The following is a 24,465-nucleotide window of genomic DNA, read 5'->3' as shown; positions in this document are numbered from 1 at the left end:
TGCAATTACAACTTGGCAACCATGAGGATACAATAGGGTTTTTCACACTAAAATCTCCAATATCTTATTGTGCTATTACAAAACTAGGAAGCAAATTCTTTGTCATATAAAATAATGTGTATTCCATTATCCGTCTCCCCTACCTCACCATTATTCTTTCTATTATTGTTTAAACTAAATAGTTATATTTATGAAAAATATGACTTTTAGCCCAACAACATGATAAATCCACTTCGGATGGCCCGTTTCCTTGCTACATTAATAATCCCCATATGCTCCATATTCCTATTCACCCAATGTGAAACCCAAAAAAAAGAACCCAAGTTTTTGATGCGGACCGCTCTATTGGTCAATGAAGATCATGCCTGGTACAAGGCCTTTGCCTATTTTGCGGAAATCGTGGAGGAGCGTTCCCAAGGACGCATCAAGGTAGAGCTGTACCCCTCGGAGCAATTGGCCAAAGAGATCGAGGCCATTCGCCTGATCCAGGCCGAAGTTATCGATTTGACCACCACCGGATCCACTTTGACCAATTGGTTCGAAGTGGCTACTTTTTGCGAGTTGCCTTTTTTAATGCAGGACTCTACCGATATGAACCGCTACATAAATGGTCCGGTAGGCAGATTAATGGAGGAAGAAATGATTAATAAGGCCGGATTGCGTGCCCTTGGCCATTTTGAAAGGGGACCACGACATTTAACTTCAAATAGGCCAATACGCCATCCAGATGATCTTAAAGGCTTAATTGTCAGGGTGCCCAACGTTCCCGCATTTGTAACTACCTGGAGCGCCTTGGGTGCCAAACCAACTCCCATGGCCTTTTCAGAAGTTTTTACCTCACTGCAACAGGGCACCATAGAGGCCCAGGAAAATCCTTTCGCCATGATCGATAATGCCGGTTTTTCGGAAGTTCAGAAATACCTCAACCTTACGGGTCATGTTATTAGTTGGGTGTACCCCGTAGTGGGTGAAAAACAATTTCAAAAACTGCCCCTGGACCTACAGGAAATATTCTTACAGGCAGGTAAAGAAATGCAAGCCTATGAACACCAGCTCTATCTTGAAAATGAAAAAAATGTCCAGGAAAAATTGAAGGCAGAAGGCATGGAATTTATAGAGGTGGACAAAGAAGCCTTTGCAAAAAAAAGCGAAAAGGCTATTTATGAAAGCCTATCGCCCGAAATGCAAAAAATTTATCGAGAACTCAAAAAAGAAAAAGACAATGCCAAATAAAACTATTGGGCGCCTGCTCAAAATAGGGACTTTATTAAGTACATATGGACTGCTGTTCACTGTTCTGCTTCAAATAATTTGTCGTTTTACTCCTATCAATACTCCTCCTTGGACAGAGGAGGCCTCACGTCTCTTCTTTATTTATGCCATGTCTTTCGCCGCAGGTCTGGCTATGAAGAATGAATTTTATGTGCATTTGGACATGTTTTACAATCAATTCCCAGAAAGGATCAAAAATATATTGAATCTGGCAGTACCGGCAATTACCCTGGTTCTTTTCGTAGTCATGGCCATATACGCCATTAAATTCGTGATTTTGGGAATACCGGAAAAATCTCCCAGTATGGGCTTCAATATGGGCATCGCCTTCTTTAGCATCTTTATAATGTCTGCATCAATTACTTATTACCTCCTAATAAAAATTATGAAAATTATGAAAAATTCTAGACCATGATTTGGATATTGGTTATCGTTTTTATTCTTGGTCTGATACTTCGCTTTCCTATTGCCTTCGCCTTAGGACTTGCCTGTTTAAGCTATTTGGTTATCAAAGGGGTTCCTTTGATCATTGTACCCATGAAAATGTACTCGGGCATAGATGTCTTTGTATTGCTCAGTGTTCCTGGGTTTATACTTGCAGGAAATCTGATGAACCAAGGTGGGCTTACCGAAAAAATAATTAAGTTCTGTAACCATCTTTTAGGTCATATTCGCGGTGGACTTTCCCTGGTCAATATTGGTGCTTCCATGCTTTTTGCAGGAATTTCGGGTACGGCCATTTCAGATACGGCAAGTATGGGCTCCATTATGATCCCTGCCATGAAAAAGGAAGGTTACGATACGGACTTTTCATGTGCCGTTACAGCAGCTTCCTCCACCATAGGCCCCATAATTCCACCCAGTGTGCCCATGATCATAGCCGCAACCTTGAGCGGCCTGTCTGTAGGGAAATTGTTTTTGGCAGGCGCACTCCCTGGTTTGTTATTGGGCGTTGGTCTTATGTTCACCGCCTATTTTATTTCCAAACGAAAAAAATATCCAAAACACAAGCGCAGCAGCTTAAGGGATGTGGCACGCAGTTTTGTAGATACCTTTTGGTCGCTATTGATGACCTTTATAATCCTTTATGGAATTGTGGGCGGAATATTCACTCCAACAGAGGCCTCTATTATCGCTGTAGTCTATGCTATGATTATTGGAAAGTTCGTTTACAAAAAATTGAATTTGAAAAACACACAGGTCATTATCCTGGACAGCATGAAGACTTCGGCCTCCTTGATGGTCTTGGTAGGTTTTGCCAATCTATTTGGATATATCTTGATTACAGAGCAAATTCCCCAGGAGATTTCCGCTGAAATTCTGGGGTTTTCGGACAACAAATATGTGGTTTTACTACTGATCAATTTGCTTTTGATCGTAGTAGGTACCTTTATGGAAACCATTGCCGCATTACTGATACTTTTCCCAATTTTATTAAAAGTGGCTATGGCCGTGGACGTTGACCCCATACATTTTGCCGTGATAGCCGTGCTGAACTTAATTATAGGATTAACTACTCCACCCGTAGGGGTTTGCCTTTTTGTGGCTTCCAGTATTGGGAAGATTTCCATTGGAGCGGTAAGCAAGGCCGGACTACCATTTTTGTTGGTCAGTTTTTTGGTGTTGATTTTGGTTACCTTGTTTCCATGGTTCTCATTGGCATTGCCCAACCTATTTATCGATTAAATTGAGATGACCGGGTGCATTTGAAATTGCTTGGGAATAGAGCATTATTATTGAAAACTTATATATTATAATTAAAACCTTTAAACCAATGAAACCTATAAACACAGCTTTATGCTCTTTCGGAATGAGCGGATACGTTTTTCACGCTCCCTTCATTGAGGTACATCCGGCCTTCAATTTATACGGAGTTTGGGAAAGGACCAAAAACAACGCCCAGGCAAAATATCCAAACATAAAAACCTTCCGCACTTTGGAAGAAATGTTGGCAGACCAAAATATTGAACTGGTAGTTGTAAATACCCCAAGTGTTACACATTATGATTTTGCCAAACAGGCCATCAATTCCGGAAAAAATGTAGTTGTAGAAAAGCCGTTCACTGCAACTGTTGAACAGGCGGAAGAACTGATCCAGTTAGCGAAGGAAAAAAATGTAGCACTTTCCGTTTACCATAACAGAAGATATGACAGTGATTTTAAAACGGTCAAAAAGATTTTGGATGAGGGATGGCTTGGAAACATTGTTGAAGCAGAGATTCATTATGATCGTTATGACCCAGGGCTGAGTTACAAGCTTCATAAGGAAATACCCACAGCCGCCGTTGGAAGTATATATGACTTGGGTTCACATTTGATAGATCAGGCATTGGTGCTGTTCGGTATGCCAAATGCAGTCTTTGCCGATCTGGATACCTATCGCCCCAATTCCAAAGTAGGGGACTACTTTGATATAAAATTATTCTATAGCACCCATAGGGTCATTTTAAAATCAAGCTATTATGTCCGAGAGGCTTTGCCAGGAAATATTATGAACGGAACCAAGGGCACCTTCATTAAATCCAAAGCCGATATTCAGGAAGCTGAACTTCAGGCCGGAAATATACCGGGATCCAAGGATTGGGGCGCAGAACCGGATAAAGAGAAAGGACTATTGCATACCGAAAAAGATGGTAAGATCATAAGGGAACAGGTCCCTACCCTAAATGGGGATTATATGGAATACTATGAAGGTATTTACCAAGCCTTGCGAAATAATGGGTTAGTCCCGGTCACAGGAACGGAAGGCATGGATGTCATTAGAGTCATAGAAGCCGCACTAAAAAGCAATAGGGAAAAGAAGGTCATTGATCTATGAAAATCAGAAATTTCAACCCCTGTTTTTACTTAAACAGCTAAAATCAGGGTCAGTAACCTTGACTAGCAGGCTACAACAAGCTGGTGCCGTATATAGGTTAAATAGTGGATAGGCAATAAAATTATGCGCTAACCTACTTGTAGGCTTATGCATCTTGAAAAATAAACAACTCAGATCCAATTTCAAAAAATTGGAATTATCATAATTTATACTACTTTTGTGCAATCGATTACAAAGTGTTGATTGTACTGAGCATTATGGCTTTGGGAATCACATACACGGAAAACCAACAAAAAAACAGAAGGCCACAAAAATTATCAAAAGAAAGACCATGAAAACATTGAACAGAAAAAACACCAATTTAGAATCGACCCCGCCAATTAAAATCATACAATTTGGTGAAGGAAACTTTTTAAGGGCCTTTGTAGATTACGCCTTCCAAAAATTAAATCAAGAAGCCAATTTTGATGCGGGCATAGCGGTGGTGCAACCCATAGACCGGGGAATGGTAAAAATGCTGAACGATCAAGATGGACTTTATACTCTATTTTTAAAAGGAATTCAGAAGGGCAAGGAGATTCAACATAAAGAGCTTATCACCAATATTGTAAAAGGAGTGGACCCTTACAGCAATTTTCAAGACTACCTGAGCCTAGCCAAAGAAGAGGAGCTTCAGTTTATTATTTCCAATACTACGGAAGCGGGTATAGCGTATGTAAATACGGATACAATGGATATGCAGCCACCGAGTTCATTCCCCGCCAAACTCACCCTGCTGTTACACGAGCGCTTTAAACATTTTAAAGGGGATGCCAATAAAGGTTTAACTATAATTCCTTGTGAGTTGATCAATCATAATTCGGACAATCTCAAGGAAATAATATTGAAATATGCCGATGACTGGAAACTGGGAGAAGACTTTAAAACTTGGCTTAATACGCATTCCACATTCCACAATACTTTAGTAGACCGAATAGTACCAGGATATCCAAAGGATGAAATTGAGACTTACAATTCCCAATTGGACTACAAGGACAATCTAATTGTAGCAGCAGAAACATTTTTTCTTTGGGTGATTGAAGGTGATGAAAAACTTAAAGAAAAGTTGCCCTTTCATAAAACCGATCTGGATGTAAAGATTGTTGCGGACATGCAGCCCTATAGAACAAGAAAGGTTCGTATCTTAAACGGTGCGCATACCGCTATGGTGCCCTTCTCCCTCTTATATGGAAATACTACAGTAAAGCAAACGGTAGACAACGATTTTACGGGTACATTTGTTAATAACGCCATTTTTAATGAAATTAACCATACGCTCCCAATGGCCAAGGAAGAGCTGGACAGCTTTGCAGAAGAGGTTTTGGACCGTTTTAGGAATCCGTTTATTATTCACAACCTATCCAGTATCGCCCTAAATTCTGTTTCCAAATTTAAGGTGAGGGTCTTACCCAGTTTATTGCAGTATGCAGACACCCAAAAAAAAATACCCACCAATCTCACCTTTTCCTTTGCAGCCCTTATTCGTTTTTATAAAGGCAGCTGGAAAGGAGAGAATCTACCTGTAAATGACAGTGATGACATAGTGAATGCTTTTGCCAAAATCTGGGAATCCAATAATTATTTGGAAATAGCCAAAAAGGTCTTGAGCAATGTAGAGTATTGGGGAGAAGATTTAACTCAAGTCGTTAATCTTACAGAGGCGGTGGCCCTTGCTTTGGAAGAAATTGACACAAATGGTATTGAAGTTGGATTTGCCAATTACAGCAAAAGGTATTAGGCCATTAAAACAAAACTAATTAGAAGTCATTAAAATGAAAAGTAAAATTATAAAAGTAAATTCATCGGATAACGTTGCAGTTGCCTTGGTCAATTTAAAGGCAGGAGAGGTAATTTCCTTTGAAGGCGAGGAAATTACAGTGATATCGGATGTCAAATCCAAACACAAAATTGCCCTGCACAAATTTGAAGCCGGGGACAGTATCTTTATGTACGGAGTGCTTGTTGGAAGTGCCAATGGTAGAATTGAAAAGGGAGATGTTCTCACCACCGAAAATGTAAAACACCAAAGCGAAAAGGTTTTTGGAAAAACGGAAACCATTGGTTGGACCGCTCCCAATGTCGAAAAATGGAAAAATAAAACATTTCTTGGCTATCATAGGGAAGACGGACAGGTAGGAACGGAAAACGTATGGCTATTTTTTCCTTTGGTCTTTTGTGAAAACAGGAATATAGAAATCCTCAAGGAAGTTTTTGAAAAGGAGCTTTTGAAACAAAAAGTGAATCCCCACCAGATGTTGCTTCGCTCCTTGGTGAACAATAGCCCTGAAGAAGCCTCGGTAGAAAACAATTCCACTAATGTATTCGATAATATTGATGTGAAATTTATAACCCACCCAGGGGGCTGTGGCGGTATACGACAGGATTCCGAAAGCTTGGCCAAACTATTGGCGGGCTATGTTAACAATCCCAATGTGGCCGGAGCCACAGTATTGAGCTTGGGCTGCCAAAACCTGCAGATAAGTGTTTTTAAAGAAGCCTTGAACACCATCAATCCAAACCTCAACAAACCTGTTCTTATTTTTGAACAACAGCAAATGGGTACGGTAGATGAAATGTTATCGGCCATTGTAAAAGAGTCCTTTGAGGCCATTAAAAAAGCCAATAATGCCGAGCGTAAACCGGCCCCTTTGTCCAAATTACGTGTTGGTTTGGAATGTGGTGGATCCGACGGTTTTTCAGGTATTTCAGCAAACCCCACTTTGGGGGCGGTTTCTGACTTGTTGGCTGCTTTGAACGGAACGGCCATATTGTCCGAGTTTCCAGAATTATGCGGGGTAGAACAGGAATTGGTAAACCGATGTGTGGAAGATGAAAAGGGACAGAAATTCTTAAAGCTAATGAAGGCCTATGAGAAATCGGTAGTAGATGCAGGTTCAGGTTTTGACATGAACCCATCACCAGGAAATATTAAGGACGGCCTTATTACAGATGCAATGAAATCGGCAGGAGCCGCCAAAAAAGGGGGAACCTCCCCGGTACAGGATGTTTTGGATTATGGGGAATACATAACCAAACCCGGCCTTAACTTATTGTGCACACCTGGAAACGACGTGGAAAGTACCACGGCCATGGTAGGCTCGGGGGCCAATGTGGTCCTGTTTACCACGGGATTGGGGACCCCAACAGGAAATCCTATTGCCCCAATTATTAAGGTATCTTCCAATACGGAACTCATGGAAAGAATGCCAGATATAATCGATATTGAAACTGGAGCGGTAATACGCGGTGAAAAAACCATAGAGGAAATGGCGGAAGAAATGTTGGATTTTATAATCGAGGTAGCCAGTGGTAAGATTCAGACCAAGGCCAAATTGTTGAATCAAAACGATTTTATTCCATGGCGTAGAGGAGTATCCTTGTAGCCATAGGCTTAATAATTATATTTTGGAAGGTTGAAGTAATAGATAATTACTTCAACCTTCTTTATGTTTTAAGGACGATTTTCTTACAATCAATTCAGGGGTAAGCACTATATTTTTGGATATTTTGGTGTCCTGGGTATTGCTTACCTCTTCCAAAAAAACTTGGGCCGCCACTTTCCCCATTTCCATAGGAAACTGGTCTACTGAAGATATAGTGGTCAATTCCATAAATTTGGTAAATGGTTCGTTGGAAAATCCAACAATACAAATGTCCTCCGGAATTTCAAGTCCACTCTCCTTTATTTCCTGTAAAGCCCCTAAAGCCGCAAAATCACTGGAAGAAAAAATAGCATCGGGTGGTCTGTCCATATCCAGCAATGCCCTAGCGGATTTTCTGCCCTCCACCACCTTACTCATGGTTTCTATAACCAGACTTTCGTCGAATTCAATACCATTATCAAGTAAGGCCTGTTTATATCCTAAAAACCTATTGTTGAAAATTTCAAACTGTCGGTCGTTGGACAGGTGGGCTATACGCTTGCACCCTTGATCTATTAGGTGCTTGGTGGCATCATAGCCACCCTTAAAATCATCTATGGTCACTGAGCTAACCCCTTTTAAATCCTTTTTTCTATCAAAAAATATTAAAGGAGTCCTTTTACTTCTAATTAACTTATTAAAGCCCATATTATCCTCCAAATTGGCGTTGGAAATAGACATTAAAATTCCATCTACCTGTACATTTAAGAGCGAGTTTATTTTTTCAATTTCTATATTTTCCTGATTATTGGTCTGACATATAATTACATGATATCCCTTAGGATGCAACTCTTCTTCAATACCGCGGATAACCGATGAAAAAAAATTGCTGTCTATTCTGGGAACAATTACCCCAACATTATAGCTTTTCCCACTTTTTAAGGCCAAGGCTACTTTATTCTGTTCATAATTCATTTCCATAGCCGTGTCCAGAACAAGCTGCCGGGTATTTTTGCTGATCTTCGGATTGTCGTTTAAGGCCCTGGACACAGTCGCAGCCGTAAGACCAAGTTTGGCCGCAATGTCGTAAATGGTGGTTTTCTTTTTCATTAACTAAATCAATTCCAATAATCTGGTTTGGTATCCTTTGCAAAATTGGATGCCTTGTTGGACGATATCTCCAACCCTCTAGGTTTAAGTAGCTGCAAAATTAGCGTAATTATACAACACCTTGCTATGCTGGACTGTTCAATCTTAATTCTTAATACCTATACTCGATAATCGAGATTAAAACCTGCCTGCCTTTGTCGGTAGACAGGCTTGCCCAGAGGTAGTTTACTGTAATATAATAAAGGGCTACAGCTTGATTGACATATATGGTTGGTAAGATATAATTTTTTATCTATATTAGTGTAATCGATTACAAATATTGTTTTAAAAGAAATCCAATAGGTATCTTACACTACTGCAGATGAAGTATGAACCCGCACAAAACTCACAGTAATGCTATTTTCAAACAAAACCTTCCTTCTAATTTTACTAGTGATGCCATTTAATGGGGCACAATCTACTTCCCCGCATGACCCATGGCCAAAATGGATTGCCTATGTTGAACCTTATGAAGTTACGGTAGCCAAAGATGGCAGTGGTGATTATACAACGATTCAAGCCGCTATTAACGCGTCCAAGGCATACCCTTCCCCACGTGTAATCATAAAGGTAAAGGCGGGAATATATAAGGAAAAAGTCCATGTATACTCCTGGAACCCAAAAGTGTCCCTTATTGGAGAGGATAAAAATAACACCATAATTACTTATGACGACTATTTTGACAAAATAGCTCTGGGTAGAAACAGTACCTTCCATACGCCTACCCTTCTTGTGGAAGGGAACGATTTTTACGCTGCCAACCTAACTATAGAGAATACGGCCGGACCAATAGGCCAGGCTGTTGCCCTAGCTCTAAGTGCCGATAGGGTTTTGTTGGAAAACTGTAACATTTTGGGAAATCAGGATACCTTGTATACCTCTGGAGAAGGTTTTAAACAATATCTCAAAAACTGTTTTATAGAGGGAACCACCGATTTTATTTTTGGCAATGCCACGGTTGTTTTTGAAAAATGTACGATACATAGTAAATCCAACTCTTTTATCACAGCGGCCTCCACGCCCCAAGGCATAGGTTTCGGTTATGTCTTCCTAAATTGCATACTTACGGCTGATCAACAGGCCACAGAGGTCTATTTGGGACGGCCATGGAGAACCTTCGCCAAAACAGTTTTTATCGAATGTCACATGGGCAATCATATACTGCCCATTGGCTGGGACAATTGGTCCAATACAAAAGCGGAAAAAAAATCGTTTTATGGGGAATATAACTGTGATGGTCCGGGTTATCAACCTACCACAAGAGTCGCTTGGTCACACCAATTAACTAAATTGCAGGTAAAAAAGTATACCTTAAATAATATTCTGGCAGAAAAAAACCCTTCTTTGCCAACGCATTGGTATCTAGATTCCAAAATTGATTGAAAATAACTCCCCATATAAGTTGAACTGTACCTTTAAAAAAACTAAAGATTAGCTTATGAAATACCTTATAGTTTGTTTTTTCGCCTTTAGTGTTTTGATGCATTCCCAAGAAAAATCTACCTTATTCCTCATTGGGGATTCTACCATGGCCGATAAACCTGACCCTGAACACAATCCAGAGCGCGGTTGGGGGCAGATGCTGCCCCACTTATTGGACGGTGCTGTCCATATACGAAACCACGCCGTAAATGGCAGGAGCAGTCGTAGCTTTATTTCAGAAGGGCGGTGGCAAAAAGTATTGGATGCCATAAAACCTAAAGACTATGTATTTATCCAATTTGGCCATAATGACCAAAAGCAACAAGATTCAACCCGATATACCAACCCGCATACCCAATACCGTTATAACCTCGAACGCTTTGTAGAGGAAACTAGGCATAAAGGGGCATTCCCTATTCTTTTAAGTTCCATTAGCAGACGAAATTTTAATGAAAACGGTGTATTGATAGACACCCATGGAGCCTATCCTTTGGTAACTAGAATGGTTGCCAAGGATTTAAAAGTGCCTTTTATAGATTTACAATTATTGACCGAACAAATGGAAATATCCTATGGTGTTGAAGGTTCTAAAAAACTCCATCTACATTTTGCCCCTGGGGAAAATGCGCATAGGCCAGATGGCATTGAGGACAATACACACCTATCGGTAACTGGTGCAACCTTGGTTGCCCAAATGGCCCTTGATGAAATGGAAAGGCAACATATAAAATTCTAAATTCCTTCAAGAAAGCCCGGAACTATTAACACCTTCTATTATTGCACAAAATTACTTACTATCAACCACCTTTTAAGGGACTCTGGCCAATAAGTATTGGTTCCTTCCCTACCCAATCCAAAACCATGGCCTCCATTTTCATATATATGCATTTCTGTAGGCACGGTATTCTCCTTAAGCCCTAATAGGTAATTAATACTATTTTCTACAGGTACAGCCTTATCATCCACAGCATGTATCAGAAAAGTAGGAGGTGTTTTGGAATCTATTTGTCTTTCATTGGAATATTTATCAATTAAATCAGCACTGACATTGTCTCCCAACAAATTTTTTCTGGAACCATTGTGCGTAATACCATCTTCCATTGAAATTACCGGATAAATTAAAATAGCGAAATCCGGCCTGGCGCTTATGGTATCGGATGCATAAACCTCTTCCCCGTAATGGGTGGCAAGCGTTGAAGCAAGATGGCCACCGGCAGAAAAGCCCATTATGCCAATTTTGTTGGGATTCAATTTCCATTTGTCCGCATTCCGCCTTAGCATTCGTAAAGCCTCTTGTGCATCTTGAAGGGGCCCGATAGTCTTGTCTATCATAATAAGGTCACTAGGCAGCCTGTACTTTAAAACGAATGCCGATACTCCAATACTATTAAACCATTTAGCTACTTTGTACCCCTCCTTATTGATGGCCAAATGGGAATAACCTCCTCCTGGGCAAATAACTACGGCAGTACCACTGGATATATTTTCATCGGCCAAATAAGCAGTCAAGCTAGGGTTGGTAACCTTACTGACTCCCCTAATTTCTTGGGCATCATCATAGGTCAGCAGCTCTTTGTAATCCTTATCCTCAATGGAATTTGGCACTGCAGCGGGCCAAACGGGAACAACTTCTTGGGCGTTTACCGATAATCCTCCAAAAAAAGTAAAAATTAGAATTATTAAATAGGTGAATAATTTTACTTCCTTTATCCGGATCATATTTTCATTTTATATATTTCGCTGCCTGCCAATAAAAAACACCCAAGGCCATAGTCCTCAAAATCAGGGACCTTATCATAGGACAGTGGCTGACCATCCTTTGGTTCTTTTCCGGTAGATTGCAGATATCCTAAAAATCCATTGGTATGCATACCTTCCTCAGTCATAGCTTTCCAACCTTTTTCTATAACAGGAAGATAGGTTTTTTTGTCCAAAATGCCATTATTTACACCATAGGTCATGGCATAAATAAACAGGGCGGTACCCGACAACTCCTTTCCTCCATAATTCTTGGGGTCATGCAAACTTACATTCCAAAATCCGTCTTTTCTCTGAATAGGGACCAAGGCTTCCGCCATGGACTTCAGGTCCTTAATATACTGATCTCTATGGGGGGCATCATTAGGGATGATACTTAACACTTTTGCCAAGGCCGCTATTACCCATCCGTTTCCTCTACTCCAATAACAATCTTCACCATTGGGTTCCGCATAAGGTGGATCAAAATCCGCATCCCGCCACCATAGTCCATCTGTGGGATTAAAAAGTCCATTATCGCCGTGCTTGTTCCTGGTATATACATACATCCCGTACATTTTCTCAAAGTATCGGTTGTCCTTCTCCAAAACGCCCAATTTAGCAAAAACGGGCATTCCCATTTGAATGGCATCTATCCAAGACCAATCGTCCAATTGCGGGGTGTTCAGCAGCATATTAATACAGGCCTTGGTGTTCTTCAATTTTTTGGGGTCCGGCTCCAAATTGTACAGATCTATATAGGTCTGGGCAGCACAGTAATCATCCGCGTTGCGATTGGCATTGCCATTTCTAAAACCCCATCCGTGAAATTCCGCCCAATCATAGGCATAATCGTAATAGGCTTCCTTAGGATAAATTTCATGTAATGCCATAAGGCCTTCATAATATACTCCCCGTGTCCAAATATTGCTTGGGCGTTCCTTATTGGTTATGATCGTTTTGCCTACATCTGGCCATTTATTCATAAAATAATCATTGGCCAATTGCATTTGCTCCAATACTTTGGCCTTATCGGAAATCTGGGCAAACATCGATTGTAATGTTATGGCCGCTAAACATATTAATAACAGTTGCTTTTTCATTTTTTATGAGTTTAATTCATCTAATTCTTTTTTAAGGGAACCAAAGTAACAGGGCCTAAAATACCCGAGGGCATTGGTTTCCATTGGGTAGCATCGAACTTTTTGTAGTCCTTGTCTACCATATTTATTTCGTAGAAATTTTTCCATTCCTCACCTCTAAGTTCCATTGCCCTGATTCTATTGGCGGACAAATTTGTAACCTCAAGTGTTATTTTATTGGTGCCCTTGTGGAGTGCCCCAATGTTTATTTCGAAGGGATTGGCCCATAAAGTTCCAAGATAGGAACCGTTGACCCAAATTTTGGCACTTTCACGTACTTCCCCCAACTTTAATAACCACGCTTGTACAGTGTTGTCTGGATTTTGAAACTCCAATTCATATTTGGCTGTTCCGGAAAATTCCTCTGCATCCTTCCCTAAGGAGGTCCAAGATTTTAGGTCGCTAATAGTATCATTTTCAGGCAAAACTGGCCCGCCCCTTAAAAAAGATATCTTCCAAGGTGCCGATATACCGTAAGTAATTTCACCAGCTTCAAAATATTCCCAATCCTTGTACTCGGAGTTTTCTCCTGTTTTCAAAAATAATGTTTCGCCGGGCTTCAATTGTACCTTCACCATCGTCCCAACATCCTTAACCTCTATTATTGCTTTCCCGTAATTGGATGTATTGGGGTCGAATATAAGCACCTCCTTATATATTCCGTTTATTGGAATGTATTGGTCGATGGCATTTGAGGTGTGATTTACCAGATAATAAATTTTGTCCCCTTCCAAGTCCCTTCTGATAAATTTCAGGCCGCTTTCCACCAACTTTTCGGGCAGAACCCTAGCCATTTCCAAATCGGAAAATATATTCCCTGAAGGAGAAATCAGCGATTTATTTTCCGACAGCAATTGACGCATTTCACTATTCCCAGCCTCATAGTTATTAAAACCTGGCACGTTTTCGGGAAGGTTTTGAAAAATAATATGTGCCCCCTGCCTTTTTAGGTCCACTAGCTTTTTCAAAGTGTTGAGTGGCATATACTCGGTGGTAGGAACTACCAAGCTTTTATAACTCCCTCCGGGCAAATGAATTTCTCCATTCCCAAAATGTGCCTTTTCGATAAATCTATCGGAAATAAAATCCAATCCAAAACCAGACTTTATGAGACTCTGTGCAGTCCCGTAAAAAGGTTGATTGTGCAGCCACTCCTCCAAGGAATGTATTTTGAATTGGAAGAACAGGTTTCCATCCAAATAACTGTTCCATACATCGTGGATAGGCCAATACAACAAGGTTTCGTTGTCCGGTTTGCCCGCTTGCAAAAAGGATTGGCAATTGGCGATATAAGAAAACAATTGCTCTTCATCTTCTCCCAAAGAAAGATTGGGGTTGAAATTTACTGAGGCATAAAATTTCCACCCTGGCCATTGGGCACGTTCCGGAGAATAGGTAGTGCCATGTAAAAAGACATGATTCACGCCGTTCAGAAAAAGATCTTCCACTTCTGGCTTACATTGGGACAAGGCAGTTTTAAAATGATCCCGCAACCAGGTAAAGGTCTCCGACGAGGTTAAGGGCTTTCCTGCAATATGAGCCGCCGAGGAAGAAAATTTCAGCATTACAGGATCTGCATCGCCTTGTCTAATATCTTCCATTTCCCTACGCAGTCCTGGTATATCGTAAGGCATAGATCCGAAAGTTTCACATTCAGGAATATCTGCCGAGGCATAGAGATCGATCAGATTTCCGGGAGAACCATGTGCCTGAAGTCGCGACTTAAAATTTTTACTGTGGGCCCAGTCGGTCCAAGGATTATCAAAATTTAACAACAACAAATCCGAAAGCGTTTCCCTATAATCACTTTTTATCCTATTGCCCTCTTCTTTATCCTCCTTGCTCAACAATAATGGAAGAAAGGGTTTTAGATCGTAACCTCTATACTTTTCAAAGGCTTCAAAAAAACCAGGTGTATAATCGGTCCCATAAACTTCATAGCTATCATTAAAAATGGAGCGAATTCTACCTTCAAACCCAGTTAAAGCTTCATTAAAAGATTCTACATATGCCTTAAGAGCATTGGTAGAATAATGATCAAGGGTGAAACCACTTCCACCTGGAGCTGCCCGTTTTACCTCCTGCCCTGTTTTACCCTCAAATACGGCATATATGGTGTAGTCTTCTTTTTTTGCCTTCCATTTTATTGAATTCTCTTTTAATAAAGGGGTCAAGTCTGTATACCCTCCTTTATTTCCATAGGCCAGTAGATATTTTAAGGTGGCGGGTTGCTTTTCCTTAAGATCCTTGACCTGTATGTCCTCGGAAAAAACTACGCCTCTTTTCACCTTATAGGTCTGTGCAATCAGCTTGGTTGCGGCATATTCAGGGGTTACCTGTGGCCCACCATAAGGCCATCCGGTCCCCAAGGTTAAATCTACCTGCATCCCTAAACTATCTGCAGTGCGGATCGTATAATCCAACATGTCCATCCATTTGGGAGAGAGGTAATCTATAAAATTATGCTCCTCACCTCTTACCCCGTATATGGGGGCAATTTCTACCCCACCTATACCCACATTGTGCAAGTCGATTAAATTCTGTTTTAAATTTAAAGTATCCACAGCACTGCCCATCCACCACCAGCGGGTAAAGGGCTTTACGGTAGTGGTTTGTTTGGGTACAATACCGGTGTAATCTTGGGAGTACCCCATTAGAACAAGGAAAGAAAACACTATTAAGGCAACTGCCGTTTTGTTGAATGACCTACTGTTCATTTTGGATTTAGTTTTTAATTTCTAATGTTCGAATAAGCAATCCTATTATTTAATAAGCTTCGTTTTTATTGGCAGTATACATCTATTACGGGTACCCGGTAAGACCTCTTCTAAAAGAAATTAACCATATGTTAATCGATTACATTAGCTCCAATAAGAATAAGATTATTATTTCAAAAACCTAAAAATAGTATCTTCATTTACTTCCGGCATCCTGTGCCATCCTGTTTCAATTTTAAAGTTACTTCAAAAAAGTGATGATTTTCAGCCGGGAACAAGCCTACATACCTCCATTATTTCCTATTAGGATATCTATAAGTGAATTACATCACGCAATGGTCTTTTAATTTTTTAATGTAATTCTAGAAATCAGCTATAAAAGGGCTTATTATTTCGAATAACATATTAAAATTGTAATCGATTGTTTTTTAAAAAAAAGAGAAAATAAAACTAAAATTATATCTACAAGATTGATTATTAATTACTTAATAAAATATATCTACTATAATTTAGGGCCAATATATCCAAGAATCGATTAATTGAATTTGTATAACAGGAAAGCACAGGATGCTATACTCTACGCAAACAAATAACTTTTCCCCTGAATTACATCAATTATATTACAATGAAAGATACTTTTCTGATTTTCCTCTGTTTTTTGTTTTTAGTATTAACTGGTTCCAATGCTCAAACCGCAATTGGTAATTTTGAAAAAATAATTTCAGAAAATGGCAATGAGCTAAATCTTGCCACTGATAAAGCAACGGTAAAAATTAAATTCTGTACCCCTTCTATTGTGAGGTTTAGGACCAGTTGGAACAATAAATTTGAAGCCAATGAACCTTGGATGGTTACCCAGTATAACTGGGATAACGTTGCCTACCATTTAATTGAAACCAAAAGTTCCCTTCAAATTTCAACCCGTGATTTACGCCTTGACATTCAAAAGCAACCTTTTGCCATACAAATTTTTGACAAGCAAGGAAACTTGCTGTCATCAGAGGTAACGACAAAATCCGGTACCCAATATGGTTCATATAATAATCATGAAGTAGTTGGTTCCGTAAAGAATTTAGCCGCCGATGAACATTTTTTTGGTTTTGGAGAGCGAATGGATTTTTTGGATAGAAGGGGCAAAAAGCTTAGACTCAATGTAGGCAGGGGAATTGGTTTGCCACATATAGTTGGTGCCTATAATGTTTTGGAAGCCAATTATTGTCCAGTACCTTTTTTTATGAGCACCAAGGGTTATGGCGTGTTTTTTCACAATGCGCACCCTACAACCTGGGACATGGGTTTAAGCAATCCCGAAACTTATACCTTTGAAGCTGAGGGCGGTGAGTTGGATTACTATTTTATATATGGCCCAACTTTTTCAAACATTTTGGACGGATATACTTCCATAACGGGGAAATCGCCGTTACTGCCAAAGTTCGCATTGGGGCTTCAAGTTGGCACCTATAGTGGGGGAACATGGGGGTATGAGTCGGAAACTTCAACAAACTATGTGGTGGATCTCGTCAAAAAATTCAGGGACTTGAAGATTCCTTTAGATGTATTGCATTTGGATTCCACCTGGAGAATATTCGGTGAAAACGGGGGAAAAGGGGCTACCTCTTTTGAGTGGAGGGAAACCTTTGAAGAGCCTGAAAAAATGTTTTCAGATCTGTATGATCTAAACCTCAACATGGTGGGCGTTCATTTGAGACCACGATTCGACAATGGAAAAACATTACGGCTATTGGACGCGGCCCGCGAAAAAGGCTTTGTATATCCCGAGGAGGACAATCCGGGTGAATTTGTTAACTTTTTTGACCAGAAAGCGGTTGATTGGTGGTGGGAAAATGGGGTAAAACGAGTAGCTGATCAAGGTGCCATGTTCTTAAAGACAGACGAAGGAAGTGCCTTTGGCCATATGGCCAATGAAAGTGATAAAACTGGACCACAAGGGAAAGAAATTAAGGCCCTGCACAATGTATTTCCATTGGCCTACGCCAAGGCTCCATATGAAAAGTTTCAGGAATTCAATAATATTCGTGGTATGAACCACACCCGCGAAGGTTACGCCGGAATTCAACGTTACCCCTTTATTTTTGCAGGAGATTGGCCCAGTGAGTGGCAATATTTTGAACCGGTTATCAAAGCAGGATTAAATATTGGGCTTTCAGGGGTAGGCAATTGGGCTCACTGTATGGGCGGCTTTGAACATGTGGCGGATCCAGAATTATACATTCGATGGTGCCAATTTGGGCTCTTAAGTCCCATAGCACATTTGTTCGGGATGGAACACCCCAATTACAAGGAACCTTGGAATTATGGCGAGGAGGCACTTCGGATATTTAAACAATATGATGAGTTGAGATACAGCCTTCTTCCCTACCTGTACAGCACATCTTATGAACTGCACACTACTGGAAAACCTATTATGAGAGCCTTGGTACTCGACTATCAAAACGACAAAAACGTATATGGGATTACCGATCAGTACTTGTTGGGCAAAAATCTAATGATATGCCCCGTTACGACAAAAGGAGCCCAGACCAGGGTAGTATATCTTCCTGAAGGCAAATGGATCAATTATTGGACCAACCAAGTTTATGAAGGAAAATTATATGTAAGTGTACTTAGTCCATTGGATCAAATTCCAATTTTCATTAAGGCAGGAGCCATAATCCCTACCCAAGAAGTGCTAAATTTTGTTGGGGAAAAGGAAATAAACAATATCAATCTTGATATATATCCTAATGACCATAGCAATTTTCTGCTTTATGATGATGACGGGGAAAGCATGGAATATTTGAACGGAAAGTATGCCGAGACCCTAATTGAGGTATTTGACAACGATTTGCAAACCGAAATTAAAGTGAATGCTCCAAAAGGACCCTACAATATGAAAAGTCGGACCTATTCCATTAAAGTACAGACACAGCATCGGCCCAAAGAAATTTTGATTAACAACGAGAAAGCAGATCCAAAACAAAAGGACAATATGACTTTTGAGAACAATATTCTTTTTTTGAGGCTATCCTCTAAAAACAGGGAAACAACAATAATTCTTAAAAAGTAACAATGATCTCACAAGCTTAATTAACAAAGAAAGTCCTGCCTGCACTAATTTCCAAGGGCCTGTAGGATTTCATCTTTCATAAATCGCCATTTAACAGACAGAATTCTGAAGAATATCTGATATTCAGCTCCTGGCAATAAAACTGTTAATTAATTAAATAATTACTCAATTTTAACATAAACCAGCACAGAGCAGGATAGTTTAATAAAAGAAAAAAAATAATATTGACAAATCAAGTAATCGATTGCATTTTTTTAAACATTAACGAATTCATAGATAAGCGACATTAGTAAAACAACAAATACAATCGATTGTACTATTAGAATGCATGCAAATTTATACTTTTTTCAATCCACATTAAAAAATACAATCGATTGTACAACTTAAACTTCAACAAAAATGAAAAACCAAAAAATTAAAGTTCACAGAAGACTTAAGGTACTATTCTCCTCCTGTCTTTTTTTACTGTCGATTGGGGTCTACGCCCAAGAGAAGGTGGTGACCGGGACAATATCTATGTCCAGTGGAGAGCCCCTACCCGGAGTTAACGTCATAGAGAAAGGCACGACCAATGGTGTTGTGGCCGATTTTGATGGGAACTATTCCATTACCGTTTCCCAAGGTAGTACCCTTGTTATTAGTTCCATCGGGTTAAAATCACAGGAATTGACCATTGGACAAGCCAATGTTTACAATGTTACCATGGAAGAGGACAATACCCAATTAGACGAGGTCGTGGTTGTAGGATATGGAACTCAAAAGAAATCAGATGTTACCGGTTCTGTTGTCAGTGTCAGCTCAGAGGACATTAACTCCAGACCCGTGAACAATGCTATAGAAGCCATGCAAGGAAAGGCAGCTGGGGTCGACATAAGTACCAACGAAAGACCAGGACAAATTGGGAGCATTACCATTCGTGGAGTGCGATCCCTATCCGCCTCTAATTCCCCGCTTTATGTATTGGACGGTATACCATTAATTTCCGGAGGAATAGACAACGTTAACCCATCTGATATAGAATCTATCGATATACTTAAAGATGCATCCGCCACGGCAATTTATGGTTCACGAGGTGCAAACGGCGTTGTTATCGTTACCACTAAAAAAGGAAAAACCGGGAGATTTACCTTGAATTACAATACGTCGGTAACAATTCAAAATATTCATGAAGCGGCTCCATTGTTCAATGCCGGTGAATATATAGAATATCGCCGTTGGGCAAAGTATTACGAAAACCCGGCAACCTATCCTCGAGGCGATCAACCCACCCAAGCAAATGATGCCGCCATCTTTCCTGGTGATGATACCGCCTTTAGTAACATTTTACAAGGATGGGAAAGTGGCACTTGGGACGGTTCTAAACTAACCACAACAGATTGGACCAAGTTTGTTACACGCACAGGCATAACCACGCAAAATACATTAAGTGCCAGTGGAGGAACCGAAAAAATGAAAGCGTATGGTTCATTTGGTTATACCAATAATACGGGTACGGTAGTTGGTCAAAGCTTTGAGCGTTACAATACAAATTTAAGCGTGGATATCACTCCAACGGATTGGTTTTCATTTGGCGGGAACTTAAATGTAGCTTATAGTACTCAAGAATATGGACAATCTACCGCAGGTGGCTCAGGGGTTTCATTGCAAAGTGGATTATACCAAAGTGCACGTGGTATTTTTCAATATACCCTCCCATATGACAATGAAGGAAATAGGATAGAGTTCCCAGGAGGTGATATAGCGGTAAAAACGGTTATAGACGAAGTTGATTTTTCCCAGGACCAACGTGTAACCTTAAGGGCATTTGGAAGCTTTTACGGACAATTGGATTTTGGTGCATTTGCCTCTGGGCTGGACGGACTAATTTTCCGAACCAACTTTGGTCCTGATATTGAAACCTACCGCAACGGCAGTTATCTTGATGGTAAATCTGTTGCACGGGGAGGTTCAAGTTATGCCTCCTTATTTAAAAGACAACGGTTATCATATACCTTGGATAATCTCCTATTATATAATAAAACACTTGGTAAGCACGATCTTGGTCTAACTTTATTACAGAGTCAAACGAAATTTACCGCAGAATCAAACTCAATGTCGGCCGACAACATTCCCTTTTCAAGTCAAAAATGGAATGCCCTAAGTAGTGAAAATGTAGCCCTCGCCAATTGGAATTCCGATTTGGAAGAGAGACAATTGTTGTCCTACATGGCCCGTTTAAATTATGGTTTCGACAATAAGTATCTATTGACGGTTTCTGGTCGTTCTGATGGTGCTTCCCAATTGGCAGACGGAAACAAATGGGCCTTTTTCCCAAGTGCCGCTTTGGGATGGCGTTTGGATAGGGAAAACTTCCTGATGGAATCGAAATGGATCAACCAATTAAAACTTCGTGTCGGTGTAGGGGTAACTGGTAACTCTGCCATTGATGCCTATTCTACAAAAGGAGGGTTAATTCCTTTGTTCTATCCCATTGGCAATGTATCTACCGCAGGGGTAAGGAATGCATCAACATTGGCAAATGAGGATTTGGGCTGGGAAAAGACAACACAATACAACTATGGCCTAGACTTCACTTTATTTTCGGGAAGAATATCGGGTGGACTGGATTATTACACTTCAAAGACCACTGATCTGTTGCTTCTTAAAACAATTCCAACCATTACGGGTTATGTAGATACCTATGCAAATATCGGTGAAACCAAATCTTCAGGCTTGGATCTAACACTTAACACTGTAAACGTGCAGACCAAGGACTTTCAATGGTCCTCTGATTTTAGTGCATCTTGGCAGGAAAACCAAATTGTGACCTTGGCCAATGGCAAGGAAGATGACATAAACAATGGTTGGTTTATTGGAGAATCCCAAAGTGTTATCTATGGTTATGAATCAAACGGTATTTGGCAAGAGTCGGATGCTGCGGAGATAGCATTGTTCAATGCAAACGGCCATACTTTTGCCCCTGGTAATGCGCGCCCTGTGGATCAAAATGGCGACTATGTTATCGATGCCAATAACGACCGTGTAATCATTGACAATACCATCCCTAAATATATTCTTGGGATGACCAACACGTTTAACTATAAAGGTCTTGACCTATCAATATTCTTATACGGTCGCTTTGGGTACACATACAATACCGGCGGTGAAGGATTAGTGGGAAGATACAATTCGAGAAAGGTTGATTACTATACTCCGGTCAACACAGATTCCGAATACCAAAAACCAATATATTCGGCAGGTTTCGGGGATCAATATTTTGCCACACTTGGATATAGAAGTGGATCATTTGTGAAAATTCGAAATATTTCCTTGGGATATAATCTGCCTCAAAAAATCACAACTGATATTGGGCTATCCAAATTACGCTTTTACGTTCAGGCAACAAATCCAGGAATGCTGTTTACAAAAGTAGATTGGATAGATTTGGACGTTACTACGCCGGCCAATAATTCCCGTGGTTACACATTGGGCAACTCCGCATCCAATAGAGGTTTTGCAGTTGGTATGAATATAGAATTCTAATCAATGAAAAATTCAAATAATTTAAAAAGAACAATAATCATGAAAAATTATAAAAACCTTTGTACTCACTTATTTACAGCCTTAGTGCTAGTAGGTTTAGTCAGTTCTTGCAATGAAGATTTTCTTGACGAGCAACTAACCACTCAAAGAAGTACGGAATATTTCAATAGTGAGGAAGGAATTAGATCTTTGGCTATAGGTGCTTATTATCAAGTTCTGGCTTCACCATTTCCATCCGAACAACAATTTGGAACCACTAATTATGGTACGGATGAGTTCCACGTAGGTGGCGATGATACCAATAGCCAATGGAATAACTATGACAGTCGGTTTAATTCTGCCATAACCACCATTAGAACCACGGCAGAAGAGCCATGGGATAACTTTTATGTGGGAATAGGTTTAACCAATCAATTGATTGAATCAGCAACCAACATCGAATCTACAAATCCAGAAATAAAGCAGATCGCCCTAGGGGAAGGATATTTCCTACGTGCCTACAACTATTTAAAATTAGTAAGACAATATGGCGGTGTTCCTTTGAAACTTTCGGTAAGTACAACTGTGGAATTGGAATTTACACGTGCCAGTGCAGAGGAAGTACTTGCCCAAGTAATGGATGATTTTACCCAAGCCTATAATTTACTGGATAACGTTGGTGCACCTGCCAAAATTACCAAAGATGCCGCTGCTCATTACCTTGCAAAAGCATATTTAACGAGGGCAAGTGAAATTAACGATTCATGGAATACTACTACAAAAGAGGCAGATCTTGCCCAAATTATCAAACTTTCAGAGGAGGTAATTGCAAATCATCCATTGACCAGCAACTATCAAGAACTTTGGGATTATACCCAACCCGACGGCCCAAATGAGTATTTGCCGGAATTAATTTTATCCGCACAATTTGGGCGGGATAAGGCACTTGCTACTTCAAATTTTAGTACGGTCCCATTCACTGCGCGTTATGACGATATGCAAATGATGAAACGTGACCTTACAGGTATGCGCCCATATAGCCGTCTTGCCGCCACCTATTTTACATACGATGTTTTTGATCACATTAACGATTCCCGATTTTGGAAGACTTTTAGAACCAAGCACCGTGTAAACAGAGGTGGCAATTTTGATGGTATCGATTATGTTCCCGGTGTTGATTTGGGCATTATGTATATCATTAATTCCCCTGATGACAATCGTTTCAGCTTTACAAAAAACAATAACAATCCCAATATCCTTTATAATGGCAAAACTATCCCCCATGTTTATGTGGCCTACGCAGCCGATGGTATTGGATTGTTGAAAGATCCCAGATTTCCTTCTTTGACAAAACATTTTGATGCCGCCAGAACATCTATTAATGATAACAGGGGACTGCGAGACGAAATTTTGGCGCGTTCCGCAGAAACCTATCTTATGGCTGCAGAAGCAAAAATTCGTCAAAATGCATTTGGTGATGCCTTGGCATACATTAATACCGTTCGTAACCGCGCTTCCTATAAAGGTGGAGAAGACCGTTCCTATTACACCGATGGTGCGGCCGCTTACCCTACCTCAGAATTTTCCCAGCCTTTTTCCGATAATTCATTTATGAACGAAAATTCATATTACGAATCAAATAATATTCCGGTTACTACCTCTGCAACCGACCTAACAATTGGTGACCTTGGGAGTTTACCCGCAGAAGATGAGGCCATCATTGCCAAATTAGGCTATACCAGCGAATATGATCGAATGCTATGTTTGGTTTTAAATGAGCGCACTAGGGAACTTTGTGGTGAATGGCACCGCTGGGAAGATTTAAGTCGCACCAAAACACTGGTGGCCAGAGCTAGGGCTTATAACCCTGAAGCAGCCCCAAATATTCAAGATTTCCACAACTTAAGACCTATACCACAAACATTCCGGGACGGCGTATATACAGAAGGTCGTACATTGACCGCTGATGAAAAGTCGGCAATGCAGAATCCAGGGTATTGATCATTAAAAATAATAATTGGTTGAGTTAATTTAGTTTTTAAGAGTCCCGACCAGAAATTGGGACTCTTTTTTTGAAGTAGCTAAAAATTGACTACAAACGGAAAAATACGGGAAGCTAAAATGACTGTTTTCCACCGAGAATTCGTTAACTTTCAAATATAATGATAACCCGCTCCCATTGTTGATTTTGGCTATCAATAGGTAATAAATTTACCTAACCCAGTAGATTGGGCACATA

General features: G+C 40.2%; 15 protein-coding genes. 11 read left to right on the top strand and 4 right to left on the bottom strand.

Going from position 1 to position 24,465, the window contains the following annotated elements; genetic code table 11:
• Window positions 1–237 precede the first annotated feature (237 nt).
• From U735_RS0100445 to U735_RS0100420, 6 genes are all read left to right on the top strand, one after another.
• Window positions 238–1,233, top strand: coding sequence for a TRAP transporter substrate-binding protein (locus tag U735_RS0100445; protein ID WP_031441939.1), 996 nt, complete (start codon window positions 238–240; stop codon window positions 1,231–1,233).
• On the top strand, window positions 1,223–1,687 hold the full coding sequence (locus tag U735_RS0100440; RefSeq protein WP_031441938.1) for a TRAP transporter small permease: 465 nt from the start codon (window positions 1,223–1,225) through the stop codon (window positions 1,685–1,687). The genes U735_RS0100445 and U735_RS0100440 overlap by 11 nt, the downstream gene beginning before the upstream one ends.
• Complete coding sequence (locus U735_RS0100435) at window positions 1,684–2,958, top strand: TRAP transporter large permease (protein ID WP_031441937.1); 1,275 nt, start codon at window positions 1,684–1,686, stop codon at window positions 2,956–2,958. Before U735_RS0100440 ends, U735_RS0100435 begins: the two co-directional genes overlap by 4 nt.
• Before the next feature lie 88 nt (window positions 2,959–3,046).
• Window positions 3,047–4,090, top strand: a complete 1,044-nt coding sequence (locus U735_RS0100430; RefSeq protein ID WP_031441936.1) for a Gfo/Idh/MocA family oxidoreductase — start codon at window positions 3,047–3,049, stop codon at window positions 4,088–4,090.
• 331 nt (window positions 4,091–4,421) lie between these two features.
• Window positions 4,422–5,867, top strand: coding sequence for a tagaturonate reductase (locus U735_RS0100425; RefSeq protein ID WP_031441935.1), 1,446 nt, complete (start codon window positions 4,422–4,424; stop codon window positions 5,865–5,867).
• A gap of 34 nt (window positions 5,868–5,901) precedes the next feature.
• On the top strand, window positions 5,902–7,512 hold the full coding sequence (locus U735_RS0100420; protein ID WP_031441934.1) for a UxaA family hydrolase: 1,611 nt from the start codon (window positions 5,902–5,904) through the stop codon (window positions 7,510–7,512).
• Window positions 7,513–7,563: 51 nt separating this feature from the next.
• Here the strand turns inward: U735_RS0100420 and U735_RS0100415 are convergent, their stop codons facing one another.
• Entirely contained in the window at window positions 7,564–8,601 is a 1,038-nt protein-coding gene (locus tag U735_RS0100415) for a LacI family DNA-binding transcriptional regulator (protein WP_031441933.1), read from the bottom strand.
• A gap of 393 nt (window positions 8,602–8,994) precedes the next feature.
• Between U735_RS0100415 and U735_RS0100410 the strand changes: the two genes are divergently transcribed.
• Together U735_RS0100410 and U735_RS0100405 are read left to right on the top strand one after the other, a co-directional pair.
• Window positions 8,995–10,023 (top strand): pectinesterase family protein, encoded by a 1,029-nt coding sequence (locus U735_RS0100410; RefSeq protein WP_083260559.1) that lies wholly within the window; start codon window positions 8,995–8,997, stop codon window positions 10,021–10,023.
• A gap of 55 nt (window positions 10,024–10,078) precedes the next feature.
• Entirely contained in the window at window positions 10,079–10,798 is a 720-nt protein-coding gene (locus U735_RS0100405) for a rhamnogalacturonan acetylesterase (RefSeq protein WP_031441931.1), read from the top strand.
• 38 nt (window positions 10,799–10,836) lie between these two features.
• Here the strand turns inward: U735_RS0100405 and U735_RS0100400 are convergent, their stop codons facing one another.
• From U735_RS0100400 to U735_RS0100390, 3 genes are read right to left on the bottom strand one after another with little or no spacing between them, the layout of a single operon-like run.
• Entirely contained in the window at window positions 10,837–11,781 is a 945-nt protein-coding gene (locus tag U735_RS0100400; protein ID WP_031441930.1) for an alpha/beta hydrolase, read from the bottom strand.
• A complete protein-coding gene (locus U735_RS0100395; RefSeq protein WP_031441929.1) occupies window positions 11,778–12,902 on the bottom strand; it encodes a glycoside hydrolase family 88/105 protein in 1,125 nt (374 codons plus the stop codon). Before U735_RS0100395 ends, U735_RS0100400 begins: the two co-directional genes overlap by 4 nt.
• 20 nt (window positions 12,903–12,922) lie before the next feature.
• On the bottom strand, window positions 12,923–15,658 hold the full coding sequence (locus tag U735_RS0100390) for a glycosyl hydrolase (RefSeq protein WP_031441928.1): 2,736 nt from the start codon (window positions 15,656–15,658) through the stop codon (window positions 12,923–12,925).
• A 625-nt stretch (window positions 15,659–16,283) separates the two neighbouring features.
• Here U735_RS0100390 and U735_RS0100385 point away from each other — a divergent pair.
• The 3 genes from U735_RS0100385 (at window position 16,284) to U735_RS0100375 (ending at window position 24,227) form a co-directional block, all read left to right on the top strand.
• Window positions 16,284–18,725, top strand: a complete 2,442-nt coding sequence (locus tag U735_RS0100385) for a glycoside hydrolase family 31 protein (RefSeq protein ID WP_031441927.1) — start codon at window positions 16,284–16,286, stop codon at window positions 18,723–18,725.
• Between the two features lie 399 nt (window positions 18,726–19,124).
• Window positions 19,125–22,247: a SusC/RagA family TonB-linked outer membrane protein gene (locus U735_RS0100380; protein ID WP_031441926.1), complete on the top strand. Its 3,123-nt coding sequence runs from the start codon at window positions 19,125–19,127 to the stop codon at window positions 22,245–22,247.
• A gap of 39 nt (window positions 22,248–22,286) precedes the next feature.
• Window positions 22,287–24,227, top strand: a complete 1,941-nt coding sequence (locus U735_RS0100375) for a RagB/SusD family nutrient uptake outer membrane protein (RefSeq protein WP_031441925.1) — start codon at window positions 22,287–22,289, stop codon at window positions 24,225–24,227.
• Window positions 24,228–24,465: the final 238 nt, after the last annotated feature.

The organism is Arenibacter algicola, assembly GCF_000733925.1.
GTDB lineage: Bacteria > Bacteroidota > Bacteroidia > Flavobacteriales > Flavobacteriaceae > Arenibacter > Arenibacter algicola.
Note: the sequence above shows the minus strand (reverse complement) of the source record. Positions and strands in the feature narration are given on the sequence as shown.